Origin of the sequence: Streptomyces sp. NBC_00236 (assembly GCF_036195045.1) — a bacterium.
Taxonomy (GTDB): Bacteria; Actinomycetota; Actinomycetes; order Streptomycetales; family Streptomycetaceae; genus Streptomyces.
Map to the genome: position 1 here is coordinate 5,585,127 of NZ_CP108100.1, position 17,597 is coordinate 5,602,723.

The 17,597-nt window shown below is 70.9% G+C and carries 19 protein-coding genes; 9 read left to right on the forward strand and 10 right to left on the reverse strand.

Annotated features, from left to right (window positions below; genetic code table 11):
• The first annotated feature begins 103 nt into the window (after window positions 1–103).
• Complete coding sequence (locus tag OG446_RS25335; RefSeq protein ID WP_328896195.1) at window positions 104–886, forward strand: hypothetical protein; 783 nt, start codon at window positions 104–106, stop codon at window positions 884–886.
• Here OG446_RS25335 and OG446_RS25340 read toward each other — a convergent pair whose 3' ends face one another.
• Both OG446_RS25340 and OG446_RS25345 read right to left on the reverse strand, forming a co-directional pair.
• Complete coding sequence (locus OG446_RS25340) at window positions 887–1,405, reverse strand: hypothetical protein (RefSeq protein WP_328896196.1); 519 nt, start codon at window positions 1,403–1,405, stop codon at window positions 887–889.
• A 261-nt stretch (window positions 1,406–1,666) separates the two neighbouring features.
• Entirely contained in the window at window positions 1,667–2,788 is a 1,122-nt protein-coding gene (locus tag OG446_RS25345) for a magnesium and cobalt transport protein CorA (RefSeq protein ID WP_328896197.1), read from the reverse strand.
• A 411-nt stretch (window positions 2,789–3,199) separates the two neighbouring features.
• On the opposite strand from OG446_RS25345, the gene OG446_RS25350 reads away from it, so the two are divergent.
• Complete coding sequence (locus OG446_RS25350; RefSeq protein ID WP_328896198.1) at window positions 3,200–3,784, forward strand: suppressor of fused domain protein; 585 nt, start codon at window positions 3,200–3,202, stop codon at window positions 3,782–3,784.
• A 71-nt stretch (window positions 3,785–3,855) separates the two neighbouring features.
• Here OG446_RS25350 and OG446_RS25355 read toward each other — a convergent pair whose 3' ends face one another.
• The gene (locus OG446_RS25355) at window positions 3,856–5,088 is read right to left on the reverse strand and encodes an MFS transporter (RefSeq protein WP_328896199.1); all 1,233 of its coding nucleotides are present in this window, start codon (window positions 5,086–5,088) and stop codon (window positions 3,856–3,858) included.
• 157 nt (window positions 5,089–5,245) lie between these two features.
• Between OG446_RS25355 and OG446_RS25360 the strand changes: the two genes are divergently transcribed.
• The 3 genes from OG446_RS25360 (at window position 5,246) to OG446_RS25370 (ending at window position 7,602) form a co-directional block, all read left to right on the forward strand.
• Window positions 5,246–5,890 (forward strand): DUF6758 family protein, encoded by a 645-nt coding sequence (locus tag OG446_RS25360; protein WP_328896200.1) that lies wholly within the window; start codon window positions 5,246–5,248, stop codon window positions 5,888–5,890.
• A gap of 86 nt (window positions 5,891–5,976) precedes the next feature.
• Window positions 5,977–6,843, forward strand: coding sequence for a PHP domain-containing protein (locus OG446_RS25365; protein WP_328896201.1), 867 nt, complete (start codon window positions 5,977–5,979; stop codon window positions 6,841–6,843).
• 153 nt (window positions 6,844–6,996) lie between these two features.
• On the forward strand, window positions 6,997–7,602 hold the full coding sequence (locus tag OG446_RS25370) for a MarC family protein (protein ID WP_219572776.1): 606 nt from the start codon (window positions 6,997–6,999) through the stop codon (window positions 7,600–7,602).
• A 94-nt stretch (window positions 7,603–7,696) separates the two neighbouring features.
• Here OG446_RS25370 and OG446_RS25375 read toward each other — a convergent pair whose 3' ends face one another.
• Window positions 7,697–7,849 carry a hypothetical protein gene (locus OG446_RS25375; RefSeq protein ID WP_177328023.1) on the reverse strand — a complete coding sequence of 51 codons (153 nt, stop codon included), beginning with the start codon at window positions 7,847–7,849 and terminating at the stop codon, window positions 7,697–7,699.
• Between the two features lie 223 nt (window positions 7,850–8,072).
• On the opposite strand from OG446_RS25375, the gene OG446_RS25380 reads away from it, so the two are divergent.
• On the forward strand, window positions 8,073–8,960 hold the full coding sequence (locus OG446_RS25380; protein ID WP_219572778.1) for an NYN domain-containing protein: 888 nt from the start codon (window positions 8,073–8,075) through the stop codon (window positions 8,958–8,960).
• Between the two features lie 42 nt (window positions 8,961–9,002).
• Here OG446_RS25380 and OG446_RS25385 read toward each other — a convergent pair whose 3' ends face one another.
• Both OG446_RS25385 and OG446_RS25390 read right to left on the reverse strand, forming a co-directional pair.
• Entirely contained in the window at window positions 9,003–9,848 is an 846-nt protein-coding gene (locus OG446_RS25385; protein WP_328896202.1) for an alpha/beta fold hydrolase, read from the reverse strand.
• 102 nt (window positions 9,849–9,950) lie between these two features.
• Window positions 9,951–11,903, reverse strand: a complete 1,953-nt coding sequence (locus OG446_RS25390) for a DEAD/DEAH box helicase (protein WP_328896203.1) — start codon at window positions 11,901–11,903, stop codon at window positions 9,951–9,953.
• Window positions 11,904–12,354: 451 nt separating this feature from the next.
• On the opposite strand from OG446_RS25390, the gene OG446_RS25395 reads away from it, so the two are divergent.
• The gene (locus tag OG446_RS25395; RefSeq protein ID WP_219572781.1) at window positions 12,355–13,089 is read left to right on the forward strand and encodes a ferritin-like fold-containing protein; all 735 of its coding nucleotides are present in this window, start codon (window positions 12,355–12,357) and stop codon (window positions 13,087–13,089) included.
• Window positions 13,090–13,104: 15 nt separating this feature from the next.
• Here the strand turns inward: OG446_RS25395 and OG446_RS25400 are convergent, their stop codons facing one another.
• The 4 genes from OG446_RS25400 to OG446_RS25415 all read right to left on the reverse strand — a co-directional run bounded on the left by OG446_RS25400 (window position 13,105) and on the right by OG446_RS25415 (window position 14,997).
• Window positions 13,105–13,374, reverse strand: coding sequence for a hypothetical protein (locus OG446_RS25400; RefSeq protein ID WP_328896204.1), 270 nt, complete (start codon window positions 13,372–13,374; stop codon window positions 13,105–13,107).
• Between the two features lie 237 nt (window positions 13,375–13,611).
• Window positions 13,612–13,839 carry a DUF3107 domain-containing protein gene (locus OG446_RS25405; protein WP_024490505.1) on the reverse strand — a complete coding sequence of 76 codons (228 nt, stop codon included), beginning with the start codon at window positions 13,837–13,839 and terminating at the stop codon, window positions 13,612–13,614.
• Window positions 13,840–13,971: 132 nt separating this feature from the next.
• Window positions 13,972–14,613: a TetR/AcrR family transcriptional regulator gene (locus OG446_RS25410; RefSeq protein ID WP_328896205.1), complete on the reverse strand. Its 642-nt coding sequence runs from the start codon at window positions 14,611–14,613 to the stop codon at window positions 13,972–13,974.
• Window positions 14,614–14,781: 168 nt separating this feature from the next.
• A complete protein-coding gene (locus OG446_RS25415) occupies window positions 14,782–14,997 on the reverse strand; it encodes a hypothetical protein (RefSeq protein WP_328896206.1) in 216 nt (71 codons plus the stop codon).
• Window positions 14,998–15,106: 109 nt separating this feature from the next.
• Here OG446_RS25415 and OG446_RS25420 point away from each other — a divergent pair, with 109 nt between their 5' ends.
• Together OG446_RS25420 and OG446_RS25425 are read left to right on the forward strand one after the other, a co-directional pair.
• Window positions 15,107–16,072, forward strand: coding sequence for an alpha/beta fold hydrolase (locus tag OG446_RS25420; protein WP_326658090.1), 966 nt, complete (start codon window positions 15,107–15,109; stop codon window positions 16,070–16,072).
• Window positions 16,057–17,475: a DUF3152 domain-containing protein gene (locus OG446_RS25425; protein ID WP_328896207.1), complete on the forward strand. Its 1,419-nt coding sequence runs from the start codon at window positions 16,057–16,059 to the stop codon at window positions 17,473–17,475. Before OG446_RS25420 ends, OG446_RS25425 begins: the two co-directional genes overlap by 16 nt.
• Window positions 17,476–17,597 lie beyond the last annotated feature (122 nt).

The following is a 17,597-nucleotide window of genomic DNA, read 5'->3' on the forward strand; positions in this document are numbered from 1 at the left end:
CGCCCCGGCGAACCGTCCGTACGGCTCTCTGCCGGAAGACGTAGGCGGCACGGGTACGCTGCCGTCTGCCACCCCCGCCATGCAGATGAGAGGCAGTGCGCCTGTGACCTCTTCCGTCCCGCCCGTCCGGGCTCGCCGCCGGACCGCCCCCCTCGCCGTCGTGCTCTGCGCCGGACTGACCGCGGCGCTGACCGCGTGCGCGGGTGAGGATCCGGACAAGGGGACCAACGGCATCGGCAGACTGACCGGGCCGGAGATCGAGAAGAAGGCCCGGACGGCGGCGGACTCCGCGGACGCGGTCCGGCTGGCCGGCACCCTGGTGAGCAAGGGCGGCACGTACAAGATCGACATGAAGCTCAAGGCCAAGGGCGGTGTGGGCTCCGTCACCTCGAAGAACAGCACCTTCGAGTTGCTGCGGATCGGCGACGAGCTCTATCTCAAGGCGGACGCCGGCTTCTGGAACCACGACGACGACAAGAAGCCGGGCGCGGGGCAGGCGAGCGACGCGGACGGCGCCGCCGCCGACAAGCTGGACAACAAGTACGTGAAGGTCCCCGAGGACGACCCCACGTACAAGCAGCTGCGCGGCTTCACGGACAAGAAGGTGCTGCTCGACGGGCTGCTCACGCTGCACGGCGAGGTCGGCAAGGGTGACCGCGACAAGGCCGGCGGGGTGCGCACCATCCGGATCCTGGGCGGTGCCGGTGAGGGCGGCGCCCTGGACGTGTCCCTGGAGGGCACCCCGTACCCGCTGAGCTTCGCCCGCGGCGGCGGTGGCGGCGTCGTCACGCTCGCCGACTGGGGCAAGGACTTCGCGCTGGTGGCCCCGGCCGAGGACGAGACGGTCGACTACGGGCAGCAGCTGCCGAAGTCCTCCTCCTCGTAGCTACGACCTGCGCAGGGACTTCTTCAGCAGCCGCGGCAGCCCGGCCGGCACCGGCAGCCGGGTGGTCGCGGTGGTGGGCAGCGGGGCGGCCGCCCCCGAGGTGTCGGGCAGTTCCGTACGGGAGTCGAGCGGTGTCAGCGTGACGATCCGGCACTCGCGCGCCCAGCGCTCGGGCATCTGCTCGGCATTCGGCGCGTTGAGCCGCTTGCCCTTGAGTTCGGCGACCGCGGCCTCCCACTCCTCGGAGTGCGGGGCGAGCTGCGCCACCGAGGCCGACCAGGCGACGAGCCGGCCACCCTTGTCCTTGCTGCGCACGGTCACCTCCGCGGTGGCACCGTCGGTGAGCCCGGACGGGAGCGGCTGCTCGCCGGGGCCGTCCCCGACGAGATGCGCCGCCCCCTCGTGCCACACATGCCACAACGCCCGCGCAGGGCCGGTGCCGCGCACCCAGATGAGGCCCGACTTCTTGGTGGCCTCCTCGACGAGGGCGGGTCCGAGCAGCGCGTCAGCAGCAGTCATGGGGCAGAGCTTAGACCGACCGGCACATGGGGGGCGGGTGAAGGAACGGGGCTGGGTGCGTGCAGCTGCAAGGCGGAGGATTGAGGCAACGCGGAGGGGGTCCCCCATGCCTTCAGGGCTATGGGGGAGTTGTTGATTGACGACAACGCCGGAGGGGCCCCTCCCGGCTCGAGCGAAGCCGGGAGTTGGGGGAGTGCGTGCCCGGCCCCGCGCCGCCGCCCCCATGTGCCGGTCGGTCTCAGAGGGTCCCGCATGCGGGGATCAGAGCCAGCCGTTGCGCTTGAGCATGCGGTGGATGGAGAAGCAGACCACGCCGATGAAGCCCATCACCATCGGGTAGCCGTACGTCCAGCGGAGTTCCGGCATGTGCTCGAAGTTCATGCCGTAGACGCCGCAGATCATCGTCGGTACGGCGACGATGGCCGCCCAGGACGTGATCTTGCGCATGTCCTCGTTCTGCGCGACGGTCGCCTGCGCCAGGTTGGCCTGGAGGATCGAGTTCAGCAGTTCGTCGAAGCCGATGACCTCCTCCTGCACCCGGACCAGGTGGTCGGCCACGTCCCGGAAGTACTTCTGGATGTCCGGGTCGATCAGCCGCATCGGCCGTTCGCTGAGCAGCTGCATCGGGCGCAGCAGCGGGGAGACGGCCCGCTTGAACTCCAGCACCTCGCGCTTGAGCTGGTAGATCCGGCCGGCGTCCGAACCGCGCGGACTGCCCTTGTCCGGAGTGGAGAAGACCTCGATCTCCACCTCGTCGATGTCGTCCTGCACCGCGGCCGCCACCGCGATGTAGCCGTCGACGACATGGTCGGCGATGGAGTGCAGGACCGCGGACGGGCCCTTGGCGAGCAGCTCGGGGTCGTCCTGCAGCCGGTGGCGCAGCGCGCGCAGCGAGCCGTGGCCGCCGTGCCGCACGGTGATGACGAAGTCCCGGCCGGTGAAGCACATCACCTCGCCGGTCTCGACGACCTCGCTGGTCGCGGTCAGCTCGGCGTGCTCGACGTAGTGGATCGTCTTGAAGACGGTGAACAGGGTGTCGTCGTACCGCTCCAGCTTCGGCCGCTGGTGGGCGTGGACGGCGTCCTCCACCGCGAGCGGGTGGAGCCCGAACTCCCGGGCGATTCCCGCGAATTCCTCCTCGGTCGGCTCGTGGAGGCCGATCCAGGCGAAGCCGCCCTTCTCCCGGACGCGCAGCATCGCCTCGTGCGGCGTACGGCAGGTGCCGTCCTCCTCGGCGATGCGGCGGCCGTCGCGGTAGACCGCGCAGTCGACGACCGCGCTGGAGGCGGACGGGTCGCGCGTGGCGTCGTAACCGTTGTGCAGGGTGTTGGTCTTGCGCAGGGACGGGCGCACCACAGCGCGCAGGTCACGGATCATCGACATGACTGGCTCCTTCACGGAGGGGCCGTCTGCGCAGGCGTGGAACAGCCCGGAATGGGGACGTGGGCTCACGTCCGCAAAGCGGGCGGCACCGCGGAGGCACGACGACGGCGTTCGCTACAGACAGGCAAAAAGGGAGTGCTCTTCCGTCGTGCGAAATGCCAGGGGCCTTGACCGAGAAGGCGTCAGATCACAGAAGAAAGGTGTCGAGCGGAAGAGCGGTTGGTACTGCACGGTCGACTTGGATCCACCGCAGCCCCACCTCCTCCGGTCGGTCCCCCGTGGGGGATGACGTTTCGTCGGGACTTGAGAGCGACGCTTCTGCGTGCTGTCCCGACCGGCACCCCAGGCTAGCAGCCGGTACAGGGTCAATCCCTTACTTTGCCCGTTCCATACGCGTCCTATGCTCGCGGCATGGCAGAAATTCTTGCTCTGGTCGAGGCACGTCTGCGGACGGCCCTGGGTGAACCGGACGCACGCGCGGCAGTGACGTTTCTCGGGACGGACCGGATCGAGGTGCTCAGGTTCATCGACGGCGATGTGGTGAGGTACGCCACCCTCGGCATGTCCGCCCAGCCGATGGCCGATCCGACCGCCGCGCTCGCCGACCCGGTCAAGGGCCCGCGCGCCGAACTGGTCCTCTCGGTACGGGTCGGTCTCGCCGACACCGACCAGGTGCTGCGCAAGCTCGCGGTGCTGGCGGCCTCGCCGCAGGTGGAGGGGGTCGTCGTGGCGCCGGGCGCCTCCCTGGACGTGGGTGAACCGCTGTGGCCCGGGGCGCCGTTCGGCTCGGTGCTGGTCGCCGAGTCCGGAGGGCTGGTCGAGGATCTGGAACTGGACGAGCCGATGGAGCCCGTACGGTTCCTGCCGCTGCTGCCGATGACGCACAACGAGGCGGCCTGGAAGCGGGTCCGCGGGGCACAGGAACTCCAGGAGCGGTGGCTTTCGCAGGGGACGGATCTGCGTGATCCGCTGCGTGGATCGGTCGCCCTGGACTGAGACGGACACAACAGCGCTGCCCCGCCGCGCGGCCGGGGCCGTGGGCGGGGCGGTGAGGGCGGTGGGAGCGGTCAGTTGGCGAAGACCGTGACACCGTCCTCCGTGGCGTGCTTCGGCTCCAGCTCCTCCGCCTCGTGGGTCAGCGCCGAGCGCCGGACCCAGACGACGACCGCGCCGATGACCGCGGCGACGGCGGCGACCACGAACGGGATGTGGATGTTGCTCCACTCCTCGATCTTCGGGGCCAGGTAGGGCGCGGCGGCGGCCGCGAACCAGCGGACGAAGTTGTAGCCCGCACTGGCCACCGGGCGCGGTGCGTCGGAGACCCCGAGCGCGAGTTCGGTGTAGACGGTGTTGTTCATGCCGATGAAGGCGCCGGAGACGATGGTGCAGACGATCGCCGTCGTGTGGTTGCCGTACCCGAGGATGACCAGGTCCGCGGCGAGCAGCACCAGCGAGGCGCCGACCACCTTGAGCGAGCCGAAGCGCTTCTGCAGCCGCGGCGCGACGAGTACCGAGAAGACCGCCAGCAGCAGACCCCAGGCGAAGAAGACGGCGCCGGACTTGTACGGCGACATGTTCAGCACGAACGGTGTGAACGCCAGGATCGTGAAGAACGCGTAGTTGTAGAAGAACGCCGAGGTCGCGACGGAGGCGAGCCCGCGGTGGCCGAGCGCCTTGAGCGGGTCGAGCAGGGAGGTCTTGCGGGCCGGCCTGGGCTGTTCCTTCAGGAACGCCGTGATGCAGACGAAGCCGATCGCCATCAGCGCGGCCGTGCCGAAGAACGGGTAGCGCCAGCTGGCGTCACCGAGCAGCGCCCCGAGCAGCGGCCCGCAGGCCATGCCGAGGCCGAGAGCCGATTCGTACAGCAGGATCGCCGCCGAGCTGCCGCCCGCGGCGGCTCCCACGATCACGGCGAGTGCCGTCGAGACGAAGAGCGCGTTGCCCAGGCCCCAGCCGGCCCGGAAGCCGACGAGCTCGGCGACGGAGGACGAGGTGCCGGAGAGTGCGGCGAAGACCACGACGAGCGCGAGACCGGCCAGCAGGGTCTTGCGTCCCCCGATGCGGCTGGAGACGAAGCCGGTGACGAGCATCGCCACGGCCGTGATCAGGAAGTACGAGGTGAACAGCAGGGACACCTGGCTCGGCGTCGCCTCCAGGCCCTTCGCGATGGACGGGAGAATCGGGTCCACGAGGCCGATTCCCATGAACGCGACGACGGAAGCGCCCGCTGTGGCCCAGACGGCCTTCGGCTGGCGCAGGATGCTCGCCGTTCCTTGTTCGAACGGATCCTCTCCCTGCATGGGACTACTCGCTCTCCACTAGATCGGTGTGTTGTGCACAGAATAAGTTAGAGTGCCTAATAAATGCAAACTACATCTAAATCTGCTGGTCGGAGCCACGCTGCGGAAGGGTGATCGTCCTTGACGCGGGGGCGGCCGGGGAGGACCGTTGGTCGCTATGAGGGGCGAACCCAGTTGCCCGAAGTGCGGAGGCCGGGTCAAGGCGCCCGGTTTCTTCGACGACACCTGGCAGTGCGAGCTGCACGGCAGCGTGCACCCGATGCAGCCGGTCATCCCGCCCAGCGTCGAAGCACTCGGGGTGGTGGTTCACCGCGCCCAGGTGCCGGTGTGGATGCCCTGGCCGCTGCCGGTCGGCTGGCTGTTCACCGGTGTCGCGGCTGCGGGCGACGACCGCAGCGGCGGCCGGGCCACCGCTGTCGCCTGCTCCGGGCCGGGGCCGCTCGGCGGAATCGGGGAGCTGCTCCTCGTCGCCGAGGAGCTCGGTGTCGGACTCGGGGCCCGGTACGCGGGGATCGACGGGCCGGACCCGGGCCCGCTGCTGAGGGTCGACGGACCGCCGGACGTCAAGGTGCTCGCCGCCGGCCGCCCCACCCCGCTCTGGCACGTGAAGGACGCCCCCGCCGACCGGGCGGTGTTCGCCGGAGAGGCGCGCGGGCTCTGGCTGTGGGCCATCGTCTGGCCCGAGCAGTCGGGACTCCTGATGTACGACGAACTGGTGCTCACCGATCTCCGCGACGCCGGGGGAGAGGTCGACCTGGTGCCCTGCGGCGCCCTCACGCCCCGGCTGCTGACGGGACCCTGAGCGGCTGCCGGGCGGCCGGGGCGGACCCGTTCGCCGGTTATCCTTGAGCGTCCCCCACCCGGCCGCGAGCATCTGGAGTACGTGTCGTGCGCATCGACCTGCACACCCACTCCACCGCCTCGGACGGTACGGACACCCCCGCCGAGCTGGTGCGCAACGCGGCTGCCGCGGGGCTCGACGTCGTGGCCCTCACCGACCACGACACCGTCCGCGGTCACGCCGCGGCGAAGGCCGCACTCCCCGAGGGCCTCACCCTGGTCACCGGTGCCGAGCTCTCCTGCCGCCTCGACGGCGTGGGGCTGCACATGCTGGCGTACCTCTTCGATCCCGACGAGCCCGAACTGGCGCGCGAGCGCGAGCTGGTGCGCGACGACCGGGTGCCGCGCGCGCAGACCATGGTGCGCAGGCTCCGGGAGCTGGGCGTCCCGGTCGAGTGGGAACAGGTCGCACGGATCGCGGGCGACGGCTCGGTCGGGCGGCCGCACATCGCCACCGCACTGGTCGAGCTCGGCGTCGTCGAGACCGTCTCCGACGCCTTCACGCCCGAGTGGCTCGCCGACGGCGGACGCGCGTACGCCGAGAAGCACGAACTCGACCCCTTCGACGCGATCCGGCTGGTCAAGGCCGCCGGCGGCGTCACCGTCTTCGCCCACCCGGCCGCCGTCAAGCGCGGCGAGGTGGTCCCCGAGTCGTCGATGGCCAGGCTCGCCGCCGCGGGGCTCGACGGCATCGAGGTCGACCACATGGACCACGACGAGCCCACCCGGGCCCGGCTGCGCGGACTCGCCCGCGAGCTCGGCCTGCTCACGACCGGCTCCAGCGACTACCACGGCAGCCGCAAGACCGTGGCGCTCGGCGAGTACACCACCGACCCGGAGATCTACGGCGAGATCACCCGGCGCGCCACGGGAGCCTTCCCGGTACCGGGCGCCGGCGGGCCCGCCGTCCGGTAACGGCCCACACGCCACCCCTTCACGTACACGCCCGCGCCGCAGCGCGCCCGCGTGACGCCCGCTCGTCCCCGCCCCACGTCACGGCAGCCGGTCCGGCAGGCCGCGGGGGCGCCTCTCCCCACGCATGTCCGCTCTCTCCTCGCAAGGCTCACTGTGTTCGACGTCGCTGTCTTCGGATCCCTTTTTCTCACCCTTTTTGTGATTATGGATCCGCCCGGGATCACCCCGATCTTCCTCGCCCTCACCGCGGGCCGCCCCGCCCGGATGCAGCGCAGGATGGCGCTGCAGGCGGTCGCCGTCGCCTTCGGTGTCATCGCCGTCTTCGGGCTGCTCGGCCAGCAGATCCTGGACTACCTGCACGTCTCCGTACCCGCGCTGATGATCGCGGGCGGACTGCTCCTGCTGCTGATCGCGCTCGATCTGCTGACCGGCAAGACCGACGAGCCGACGCAGACCAAGGACGTCAACGTGGCGCTGGTGCCCCTCGGCATGCCGCTGCTCGCCGGTCCCGGAGCGATCGTCTCCGTCATCCTCGCGGTGCAGCACGCCGACACCGTCGGCAGCCAGATCTCGGTCTGGACGGCCATCATCGTCATGCACGTCGTGCTCTGGCTGACCATGCGCTACTCGCTGCTGATCATCCGGGTCATCAAGGACGGCGGCGTCGTGCTGGTCACCAGGCTCGCCGGGATGATGCTGTCCGCCATCGCCGTCCAGCAGATCATCAACGGCGTCACCCAGGTCATCCAGAACGCCTGACCGGGCCCGGACGCCACAGCGCCCCCGCACGGATCTTCCGTGCGGGGGCGCTTCGTCTTTGTACGTCGGCGTCTTTACTTACGTCGGCAAGGCATTACGAAGCCGAGGTCTCGGCCGGGCGGATATAGATGCGCTGGCCGATTGCTGCGGCCTGCTGCACGATCCGGTTGACGGAGGCGGCGTCCACGACGGTGCTGTCCACGGCGGTACCGTCGACATCGTCGAGTCGCATGATCTCGAAGCGCATAAGGCTTCCCTTCGTCTGATCCTCCTGCTGGAGAACTACTGGGAGGACGGGTGGCCCGTCCGCAAGGATGTGGAGCGCACAGGCATCTCTGTCCCGCGCCCCACGGTGTGTACAACGGCTTGCCCTCTGCAATCATTCCCTACGCTAAGGAAATTTTTTGGATGTCTAAGTACCAGCAGGTAACCGAGCATGCGCGGACGACGGATTCCGCGACGAGGTCCGCATGAACGAGGCAGAGACCGCCGACCGTCTGGACCGCACCAACGAACTGCTCCTGCGGGTGCTCGCGGAGGTGTCGAAGACCCCGTCGACCCACGCGATCTTCGTGGACGCGGGCTACGTGTACGCCGCGGCCGGGCTGCTCGTCACCGGCACCGAGGACCGGCGCTCCTTCGACCTCGACGCCGAAGGGCTGATCGAGGCGTTCATCGACAAGGCCCGCACCATCTTCGCGGACAGCAGGCTGCTGCGCGTGTACTGGTACGACGGGGCCAGACGCCGGATCCACACCGTCGAGCAGCAGTCCATCGCCGAACTCCCCGACGTCAAGGTCAGGCTGGGCAACCTCAACGCCAACAACCAGCAGAAGGGCGTCGACTCACTCATCCGCACCGACCTCGAATCCCTCGCCCGGCACCGCGCCATCAGCGATGCCGCCCTGGTCGGCGGCGACGAGGACCTCGTGTCGGCCGTCGAGGCGGCGCAGGGGTACGGGGCCCGGGTCCACCTGTGGGGCATCGAGGCAGGCGAAGGGCGCAACCAGGCCGAACCGCTGCTCTGGGAGGTCGACAGCCAGCGCACCTTCGACCTCGACTTCTGTCGCCCGTACGTGACCAGACGCCCCGTCACCACCTACGAGGACGACAGCCCGGCGCCCTCGCGTGAGGACGTCCGCTTCGTCGGAGCGCAGATCGCCGCCACCTGGCTCTCCGCCCGCGGCCGCGAGTCCCTGGCCGACCTGCTGCCCGGACACCCGTATCTGCCGGGCTCCGTCGACCAGGATCTGCTGGTCGAGGCCGAGCGGCTGCTCCAGCACTCGCTGCGTGGCCACGCCCATCTGCGCCGGGCGCTGCGTGACGGCTTCTGGCAGCACCTTCAGGCGCAGTACTGACGCCGGCCGCCCGCGCGGGTACCCGCGCGTCCTCGCCATCGCTCACAGGCTGTCCCAGAAGGAGACGAGCGCGGCCGCCGTCGGCTCCGGCCGGTCCGTGTTGGGTGAGTGCTCGGCGCCCTCGATCCGGGTGCGGCGCGCGCCGAGGCGTACCGCCATCGCGTCGAGCAGCGGCACCGGCCAGACGTCGTCGCGCTCGCCCGAGATCACATGGACCGGCAGTCCCGTGGCGGCGAGCTCGGCCACCCGGTCCGGCTCGGTGGCCAGCTGCCGGCCGGTGGCGATCAGCTGCGCGGGGCGGTGGCGCAGCCAGCGCTGCCGCATGTCCTCGCCGTCCGTCTCCGCCTCGGCCGGCGGGTCGAGGGCGCGCATGGCGGCCCAGACGTCGTCCATGCTCATCGTGGCGAGCGCGTCACCGAGGATCTTCAGCTTGACCTGCTGGGCCTCGATGACCTCGGCGGGCCCGGAGGACATCAGGGTGAGCGAGCGGAACGGCGCGGGGTCCAGCAGTGCGGCAGCGCGCGCGATCTGCCCGCCGAGTGAGTGGCCGAGCAGGTCGACCGCTCCGTCGCCGAGGCCGAGCGCGGCCGTCTGCGCGCCTACGTCCTGTGCCAACTCACCCTGGTCATAGGCCTCCTGACGGTCCGTCCCGTCCGTCTCGTACTGGCCGCGCCCGTCGACCGTGACGGCGCGGTAGCCGGCGTCGGCGAGCGGTTGCAGCAGCGCGATGAAGTCCTCCTTGCTGCCGGTGAACCCGGGCAGGAGGAGGACGGTGCCCCGCGGTCGCGTACGCGGCACCGCGTCCAGGACGGCGAAGTCCCCGCGCCCCGTGTGCAGGGTGCGGGGGCGGGCGCAGGGCGGCGGGACGAAGGTGGGTGGCCTGCTCATGGGACGAGGTTACGGCGGCGGGCGGGGTCCGTCATGCGGTGGAACGCCGGACGGGCCCGAGGAAACCCTCGGGCCCGTCCGGGCGGTCGTTCGATGCCGTGCTCAGCCCTCGGACTTGGCGGCAGCCGTCCGGGGTGCCCGGCGACGGCGCGGCTTGGCCTCGCCCTCGGCGGCCGGTGCCTGAGCCACGGTCTCCGTCTTCGGCTTCGCGGCCGCACGGGGGCGACGGCGCGACCTGGCGTCCGGCTCCGGCTCGGCGATCGGCGCGATCTGGAAGTCGACCTCGTCCTCGGCGGGCTTGATCACCCGGGCGCGGCGGCGCGGCTTGGTCACCGTCGCGGCGACGGGCGCCGGCTCGGCCACGGGGGCGGTCTGGAAGTCGGCCTCCTCCGCGGGCTTGGCGACCCGGGCACGGCGGCGACGCGGCTTGGCCTCGGCCACCACCTCGGCCTCCGGCTCGGCGTCGACCACGACCTCGGCCTTGGCGGCCCTGGTCCTCGTCCGCTTCTTCGGCTCGGGAGCGACCTCGGGCTCGGTGTCGATGACCACGGCCGGAGCCTCCGCCACCGCCACGGCTGCCTCGGCTGCGACGTCGGCGGCTGCGATCTCCGCGGCACCGACACGGCTGCGCCGGCGACGGCGCGGGGTGCGCGGCTCGGACGGGCCGTCCGTGGCCTCGGGGGCCTCGGCGATCTCCGTGGCGGGTGCGGGCACCGTCACGGCGCCCTCCTCCGCACTCGAACCGCCCCGGGTGCGACGACGCTGACGCGGCGTACGCGCGGGGCGCTCCTCGCGGACCGCGGGGGCCGACGCGGCGGCGGACTTGCGGCCGCGGCCGCCCGTCTCGCCGAGGTCCTCGATCTCCTCGGCCCGCAGACCCGCACGGGTCCGCTCGGTACGCGGCAGGACACCCTTGGTGCCGGCCGGGATGTCCAGCTGCTCGTACAGGTGCGGCGAGGTGGAGTACGTCTCCGGCGGGTCCGGGAACTTCAGGTCCAGGGCCTTGTTGATCAGCTGCCAGCGCGGGATGTCGTCCCAGTCGACCAGCGTGATCGCGATGCCCTTGGCACCCGCGCGGCCGGTCCGGCCGATCCGGTGCAGATAGGTCTTCTCGTCCTCGGGCGACTGGTAGTTGATGACGTGGGTGACACCCTCGACATCGATACCGCGGGCCGCGACGTCGGTACAGACCAGCACGTCGACCTTGCCGTTGCGGAAGGCGCGCAGCGCCTGCTCGCGGGCGCCCTGGCCGAGGTCGCCGTGGACGGCGCCGGAGGCGAAGCCGCGCTTCTCCAGCTGCTCGGCGATGTCGGCCGCGGTGCGCTTGGTGCGGCAGAAGATCATCGCGAGTCCGCGGCCGTTGGCCTGCAGGATGCGCGAGACCATCTCCGGCTTGTCCATGTTGTGCGCGCGGTAGACGTACTGCGCGGTGTTCTTGACCGTCGTGCCCTCGTCGTCGGGCGACGTGGCGTTGATGTGGGTCGGCTGCGACATGTAGCGGCGCGCGAGGCTGATGACCGCGCCCGGCATGGTCGCCGAGAACAGCATCGTCTGGCGCTTCGCCGGCAGCATCGTGATGATGCGCTCGACGTCCGGCAGGAAGCCCAGGTCGAGCATCTCGTCGGCCTCGTCGAGGACGAGGGCGCGGACGTGCGACAGGTCCAGCTTGCGCTGTCCGGCCAGGTCGAGCAGTCGGCCCGGGGTGCCGACGATGATGTCGACGCCCTTCTTGAGGGCCTCGACCTGGGGCTCGTACGCCCGGCCGCCGTAGATGGCGAGCACGCGGACGTTACGCACCTTGCCGGCGGTCTGCAGGTCGTTGGTGACCTGCTGGCAGAGCTCGCGGGTCGGGACGACGATCAGCGCCTGGGGGGCGTCGGTCAGCTTCTCGGGCTGTGCCCGGCCCGCCTCGACGTCCGCGAGGACGGTGACGCGCTCCAGCAGCGGCAGGCCGAAACCGAGCGTCTTGCCGGTGCCGGTCTTGGCCTGTCCGATGACATCGGAGCCGGAGAGCGCTACGGGGAGCGTCATCTCCTGGATGGGGAAGGGGGACATGATGCCGACAGCCTCAAGGGCTTCGGCCGTCTCGGAAAGGATCCCGAGGTCTCGGAACGTAGTCAGGGTGCTGCCTCTTCTGTGAAACGCGGTCCGAGGCGAACGAAGGGGGTCGTACCGTGCCGGGGTTGGTCATCCGGCCGTGGATGGGCCGGGTGGCGCGGGACCACTGCCGTCGCTCGAGCGCTCGTGCCGCTGAGGGGGCCCCTCATCTGCGGTCGTACGTGTCGTACGCACCGCGTGGAGGGCTGTCGGGTCGGAGCCGATCGGGCCACCGACCGGGCATCCTCATTCAATTTCGCGCGACGAGCAGTTGCAAAATGCTCAGTAAGCGCATTACCACTGTACCCCGGATTCGCGCATCTGTGTTGGGCGAATTCATCGGAACGGTGTGACGTCGGTCGGCGGCCGGACCCTTCCGCCCCTCGGCGGGCGGGCTATTCTGCGGTTCATGGAGACGCCTGACAACGCCACTGAAGCCCCCGCATCCACCAGAATCGCCGACCAGGACTGGGCCACCGCGTCCGCCGAGCCGCAGTACCGGGCCGCCGTCGTCGACCTGCTGGGAGCGCTCGCCTACGGGGAACTGGCGGCCTTCGAGCGGCTCGCCGAGGACGCGAAACTCGCACCGACCCTGGCCGACAAGGCGGAGCTGGCGAAGATGGCGTCCGCGGAATTCCACCACTTCGAGCGGCTCACGGACCGGCTGACCGCGATCGAGGTGGAGCCGACGGGTGCCATGGAGCCGTTCGCCAAGGCCCTCGACGACTTCCACCGACAGACCGCGCCGTCGGACTGGCTGGAGGGTCTGGTCAAGGCCTATGTCGGCGACTCGATCGCCAGCGACTTCTACCGCGAGGTCGCGGCCCGGCTCGACTCGGACACCCGCTCCCTCGTCCTCGCCGTGCTCGATGACACGGGACACGGCAACTTCGCCGTCGAGAAGGTGCGCGCCGCGATCGAGGCGGACCCGAGGCTCGGCGGCCGGCTCGCGCTGTGGGCGCGCCGGCTGATGGGCGAGGCGCTCTCGCAGGCGCAGCGGGTGGTGGCCGACCGCGACGCGCTGTCGACCATGCTGGTGGGCGGGGTGGCCGACGGATTCGACCTGGCCGAGGTCGGCCGGATGTTCTCCCGGATCACCGAGGCGCACACCAAGCGGATGGCCGCCCTGGGGCTGGCCGCGTAGCGTCTTCCGCCGAGGTCAGGCCGCCGCCGACCGGCTCAGCCGGCGGCTGCGCGGCCTCAGCAGCAGGGACAGCGTCACCGCGGAGATCAGCACCGAGCCCACCAGCGTGGCCGCCGCGTGGCCCGGCCCCAGCACCGAGTGGGTGAGCCCCGCACCGAACAGCGCCCCCAGCGCACCGGTGCCGAGCACGGCGCGGCGGGACGGGAGCCGGGGCGAAAGGGCGCGCAGGGCCGCCCAGGCGAGGGCGAGTCCCAGCACGACGGAGCCCAGGGTTTCCAAGATCACAGACGATCACCTCGCAGGTGGAGGGCGGGCAAATCGGTCGTAGGCGGTACTACCCCCGGGCGCCGCGGGGCAACCCTCCCGGGAGCAGGCTTCGCTCAGCCGACGCACAGGAACGACGGCGCGACGGCGAGAGGAGCAGGGCCCGGTGCGGCGGTCCGCCCCGGGCACAACGAAAAGCGGCCCGGCGGGGAAATCCCCATCGGGCCGCTTCCGCGGTCTGTGCGTCCGGGCGTGCTGCTACAGCGCGCCGAACCCCACCCGTCGTGTGCTGGGCTCGCCGATCTCCACGTAGGCGATCCGGTCGGCCGGCACCAGGACCTTGCGGCCCTTCTCGTCCGTGAGGCTGAGCAGCTGCGCCTTGCCGGCGAGAGCCTCGGAAACCGCGCTCTCGACCTCTTCGGCGGAAAGCCCGCTCTCCAGAACGATCTCCCGGGGCGTGTGCTGCACCCCGATCTTGACCTCCACGGCTATGTCCCTCCGACGGTCAGTCCCTGCGCGGTGAACCGCGCCGTACCCAGCACACATTAGCCCGCTGAGGGGACCGGGCAGGGCGCTGCGGGAAACGCCCGCAGCGAACACCGGAGCCCGCCGCCCCGCTCAGTGCTGATCGAGGCCGTGCAGCGGGAAGCCCGCGATACCCCGCCAGGCCAGCGAGGTGAGGAGCTGCACCGCCGTGTCGCGCGGGATGGCGGAGCGGCTGGAGAGCCAGTAGCGGGCGACCACCTGGGACACCCCGCCCAGCCCGACCGCGAGCAGCATGGACTCCTCCTTGGAGAGCCCCGTGTCACCCGCGATCACGTCCGAGATCGCCTCGGCGCACTGCAGCGAGACCCGGTCGACCCGCTCGCGCACGGCGGGCTCGTTGGTCAGGTCCGACTCGAAGACCAGCCGGAACGCGCCGCCCTCGTCCTCGACGTACGCGAAGTAGGCGTCCATCGTCGCGGCCACGCGCAGCTTGTTGTCGGTCGTCGACGCCAGCGCCGTGCGCACCGCGAGGAGCAGCGACTCGCAGTGCTGGTCGAGCAGGGCCAGATAGAGCTCAAGCTTGCCCGGGAAGTGCTGGTAGAGCACCGGCTTGCTGACTCCGGCCCGCTCCGCGATGTCGTCCATCGCGGCGGAGTGGTACCCCTGCGCGACGAAGACCTCCTGCGCAGCACCCAGGAGCTGATTGCGTCGGGCGCGGCGGGGCAAACGAGTGCCCCGCGGGCGCGCCGCCTCGGTCTGCTCGATGGCTGTCACGCCGCCTCCCAAAATTGTGATCGGACCCAGCAGTTCCGTGCACGCTGCGCCATACCGACATCGTACTTTTGGGTAACCCCGGTATGCGCGGCGCGGACGCAGAATTTCACGTACCGGACGACTGCGGTAGCCACAGTTTCCGCACCCCCTGCCGCATAGCGGGGCGTATCAGCGGTAATCGTCCTCATCCTGTGGGACAACGCGGGCCTGCTCCGCCGCATCCGCCTCGTTCGCGCGGTCCCGGTCGACGTCCGTCAGCGGTTCGTCGTCCTCGGGACGCAGATCCGCGTGCTGCTCGGCGGCGTCCGCGTCGGGTGCCTCATGGCCGGGATCGTCCGGCTGGACGTCCTCGAAGCTCTCCGGGTCACTGGGGTCGACCGTCATGGTGACTCCCTTCCTTGCTCCGAGCCTAGGAGCTACCCCCCGAAGCCGCCATGTGATCTGTGACGGCGAACACATGAACCACGGTGTGATCGTCTCGTAACATTGCCGCATGTCTTCGACCGAGCTGCCGGGAGTCCGTGCCGCCGCCGCAGCGGTGGCCCCCACGGTGAGCGCCGTCAGAGTCGCGGAGGGGGAGAGGCTACGCTCCGTCACGCTGCCCGGGCTGACGCTGACCGTCCGTTCGCGGCCGCCGGAGCGGACCGGTCTGCCGCCCGCGCTCTTCGTGCACGGACTCGGCGGCTCCTCGCAGAACTGGTCGGCGCTGATGCCGCTGCTCCAGGACGTGCTGGACAGCGAGGCGGTCGACCTGCCGGGTTTCGGGGACTCCCCGCCGCCGGACGACGGCAACTACTCGGTCACCGGCCACGCCCGCGCGGTGATCCGCTTCCTCGACGCCGGGGAGCGCGGCCCCGTGCACCTGTTCGGCAACTCGCTGGGCGGCGCGGTGGCGACCCGGGTCGCGGCGGTCCGCCCCGACCTGGTGCGCACCCTCACCCTGATCTCGCCCGCGCTCCCCGAGCTCCGGGTGCAGCTGTCGGCCGCACCGACGGCACTGCTCGCCGTTCCGGGAGTCGTGTCCCTGTTCGCCCGGATGACCCGGGACTGGAGCGCGGAACAACGCACCCGCGGAGTCATGGCACTCTGTTACGGCGATCCGGCACGTGTCTCCGCCGACGCCTTCCGTCACGCGGTGGCCGAAATGGAGCGGCGGCTGGCGCTGCCGTACTTCTGGGACGCGATGGCGCGTTCGGCACGCGGCATCGTCGACGCGTACACACTGGGCGGGCAGCACGGGCTGTGGCGCCAGGCCGAGCGGGTGCTCGCACCCGTCCAGCTCGTGTACGGCGGACGGGACCGGCTCGTCTCGTACCGGATGGCACGCAGGGCGTCCGCGGCCTTCCGCGATGCGCGACTGCTGACACTGCCCGACGCCGGGCACGTGGCGATGATGGAGTACCCGGAGGCGGTCGCCCAGGCGTTCCGGGAACTGCTCGACGAATGCGGCGGGAGCTGATCCGGGGCGTGGGACGACACAGCCGAAAGGGCCCTGCGCCCAGGGCGCCCGAGACAGGGCCCTCCGAGGCGAACGCGGAAGCGGGGCGCGAGGGCGCCCGGCCCGCAGCCGGCAGCGGCCGGCGCAGACGGCCGGGCGAAGCGGCTCCCGGCGCCGACGGTCACACGCCGTTCCAGGGCGTCCCCCAGGTGCGCGGCGGCCATCCCGAACAGCGTGAACCCGGCGGCGGCTGGGGAACCGGGCCCCTCGGGCGGTACGGCGACCGCCCGGCCCCGCCCCACGGCACGGGAACGGGCCGCATCGGCAGCCAGGCGCGGACCCAGGCGACCGGGCGGCCGCAGAACCCGCAGGGCCCGCGCAGTCCTCAGACACCTCGGAATGCGCAGGAGACCGCAGCCGGGCCGCTGATACCGGGACCGCGGCGTGAGTTCGTCGAGGCCTTCGACAGCCCGCCGGCCCCGCCCGCACCCCGCCGCTCGGCCGCGACGCCTTCCGGTCCGGACGATCCGTACCGCTCCGTCACCGACTGGGACGAGCACCCGCCGGACGCGGACGACCGCGCGCGGGCTCCCGGCGACGACGCCAAGGGCACCAAGGGCGGCAAGGGCCGCACCTTCACCGGTATCGCCGCGGCCGCCGTGACGACCGTGCTCGCGGTGGTCGTGGCCGGCCAGGTCGCCCATGACGACAGCCGCCGGTCCGCCGCGGCGCAGCCCGCGGGCGTGGACCGGGACGGCGAGGGCGACGCCTCGCGCTCGGACGTCCGGACGACGCCCAGCCCCGAGGTGGCGGCCAAGCCCCTTTCGTACGAGCAGAAGATGGCCAAGGCGTATCCGCTGGCCCCGAAGCTCACCGCATCGGGGAAGTTCCAGACCGTCGCGGGGACGGCGAAGGCTCCGGGCAAGGGGCAGAAGTACCGCTATCGGATCGATGTCGAGTACGGGCTCGGACTGGACTCCGCGCTCTTCGCCCAGGCGGTCCAGAAAACTCTGAATGATGACCGGAGTTGGGCCCACGACGGCGACATGACCTTCGAACGGATTTCCACCGGGAAGCCGGATTTCGTGATCACGCTGGCGAGTCCGGGGACCACGGGTGAATGGTGCGAGAAGTCGGGGCTGGACACGATGGAGGACAACGTCTCCTGTGACTCCGCCGCCACCGAGCGCGTGATGATCAACGCATACCGCTGGGCCCAGGGTTCGTCCACCTTCGGGCCGGACAAGCTCTTCGCCTACCGGCAGATGCTGATCAACCACGAGGTCGGCCACCGGCTGGGGCACAACCATGTGAGCTGCGGCACGAAGGGTGCCCTCGCTCCGGTGATGCAGCAGCAGACCAAGTCGCTCGACCTCAACGGCATCAAATGCCTCCCCAACGCCTGGGTGTACCCGAAGGGTTGAGTCCGGTAGGGGCTGCTGCGGCGTCCGGCCCGGCGCCCCCGCCGGGCCGGGTCCGGGCGGCACTCTCCGGGGTGTCCGTCCGAATCGTGAGACGACCGTCTCATATCGCGTTGACATCGGTC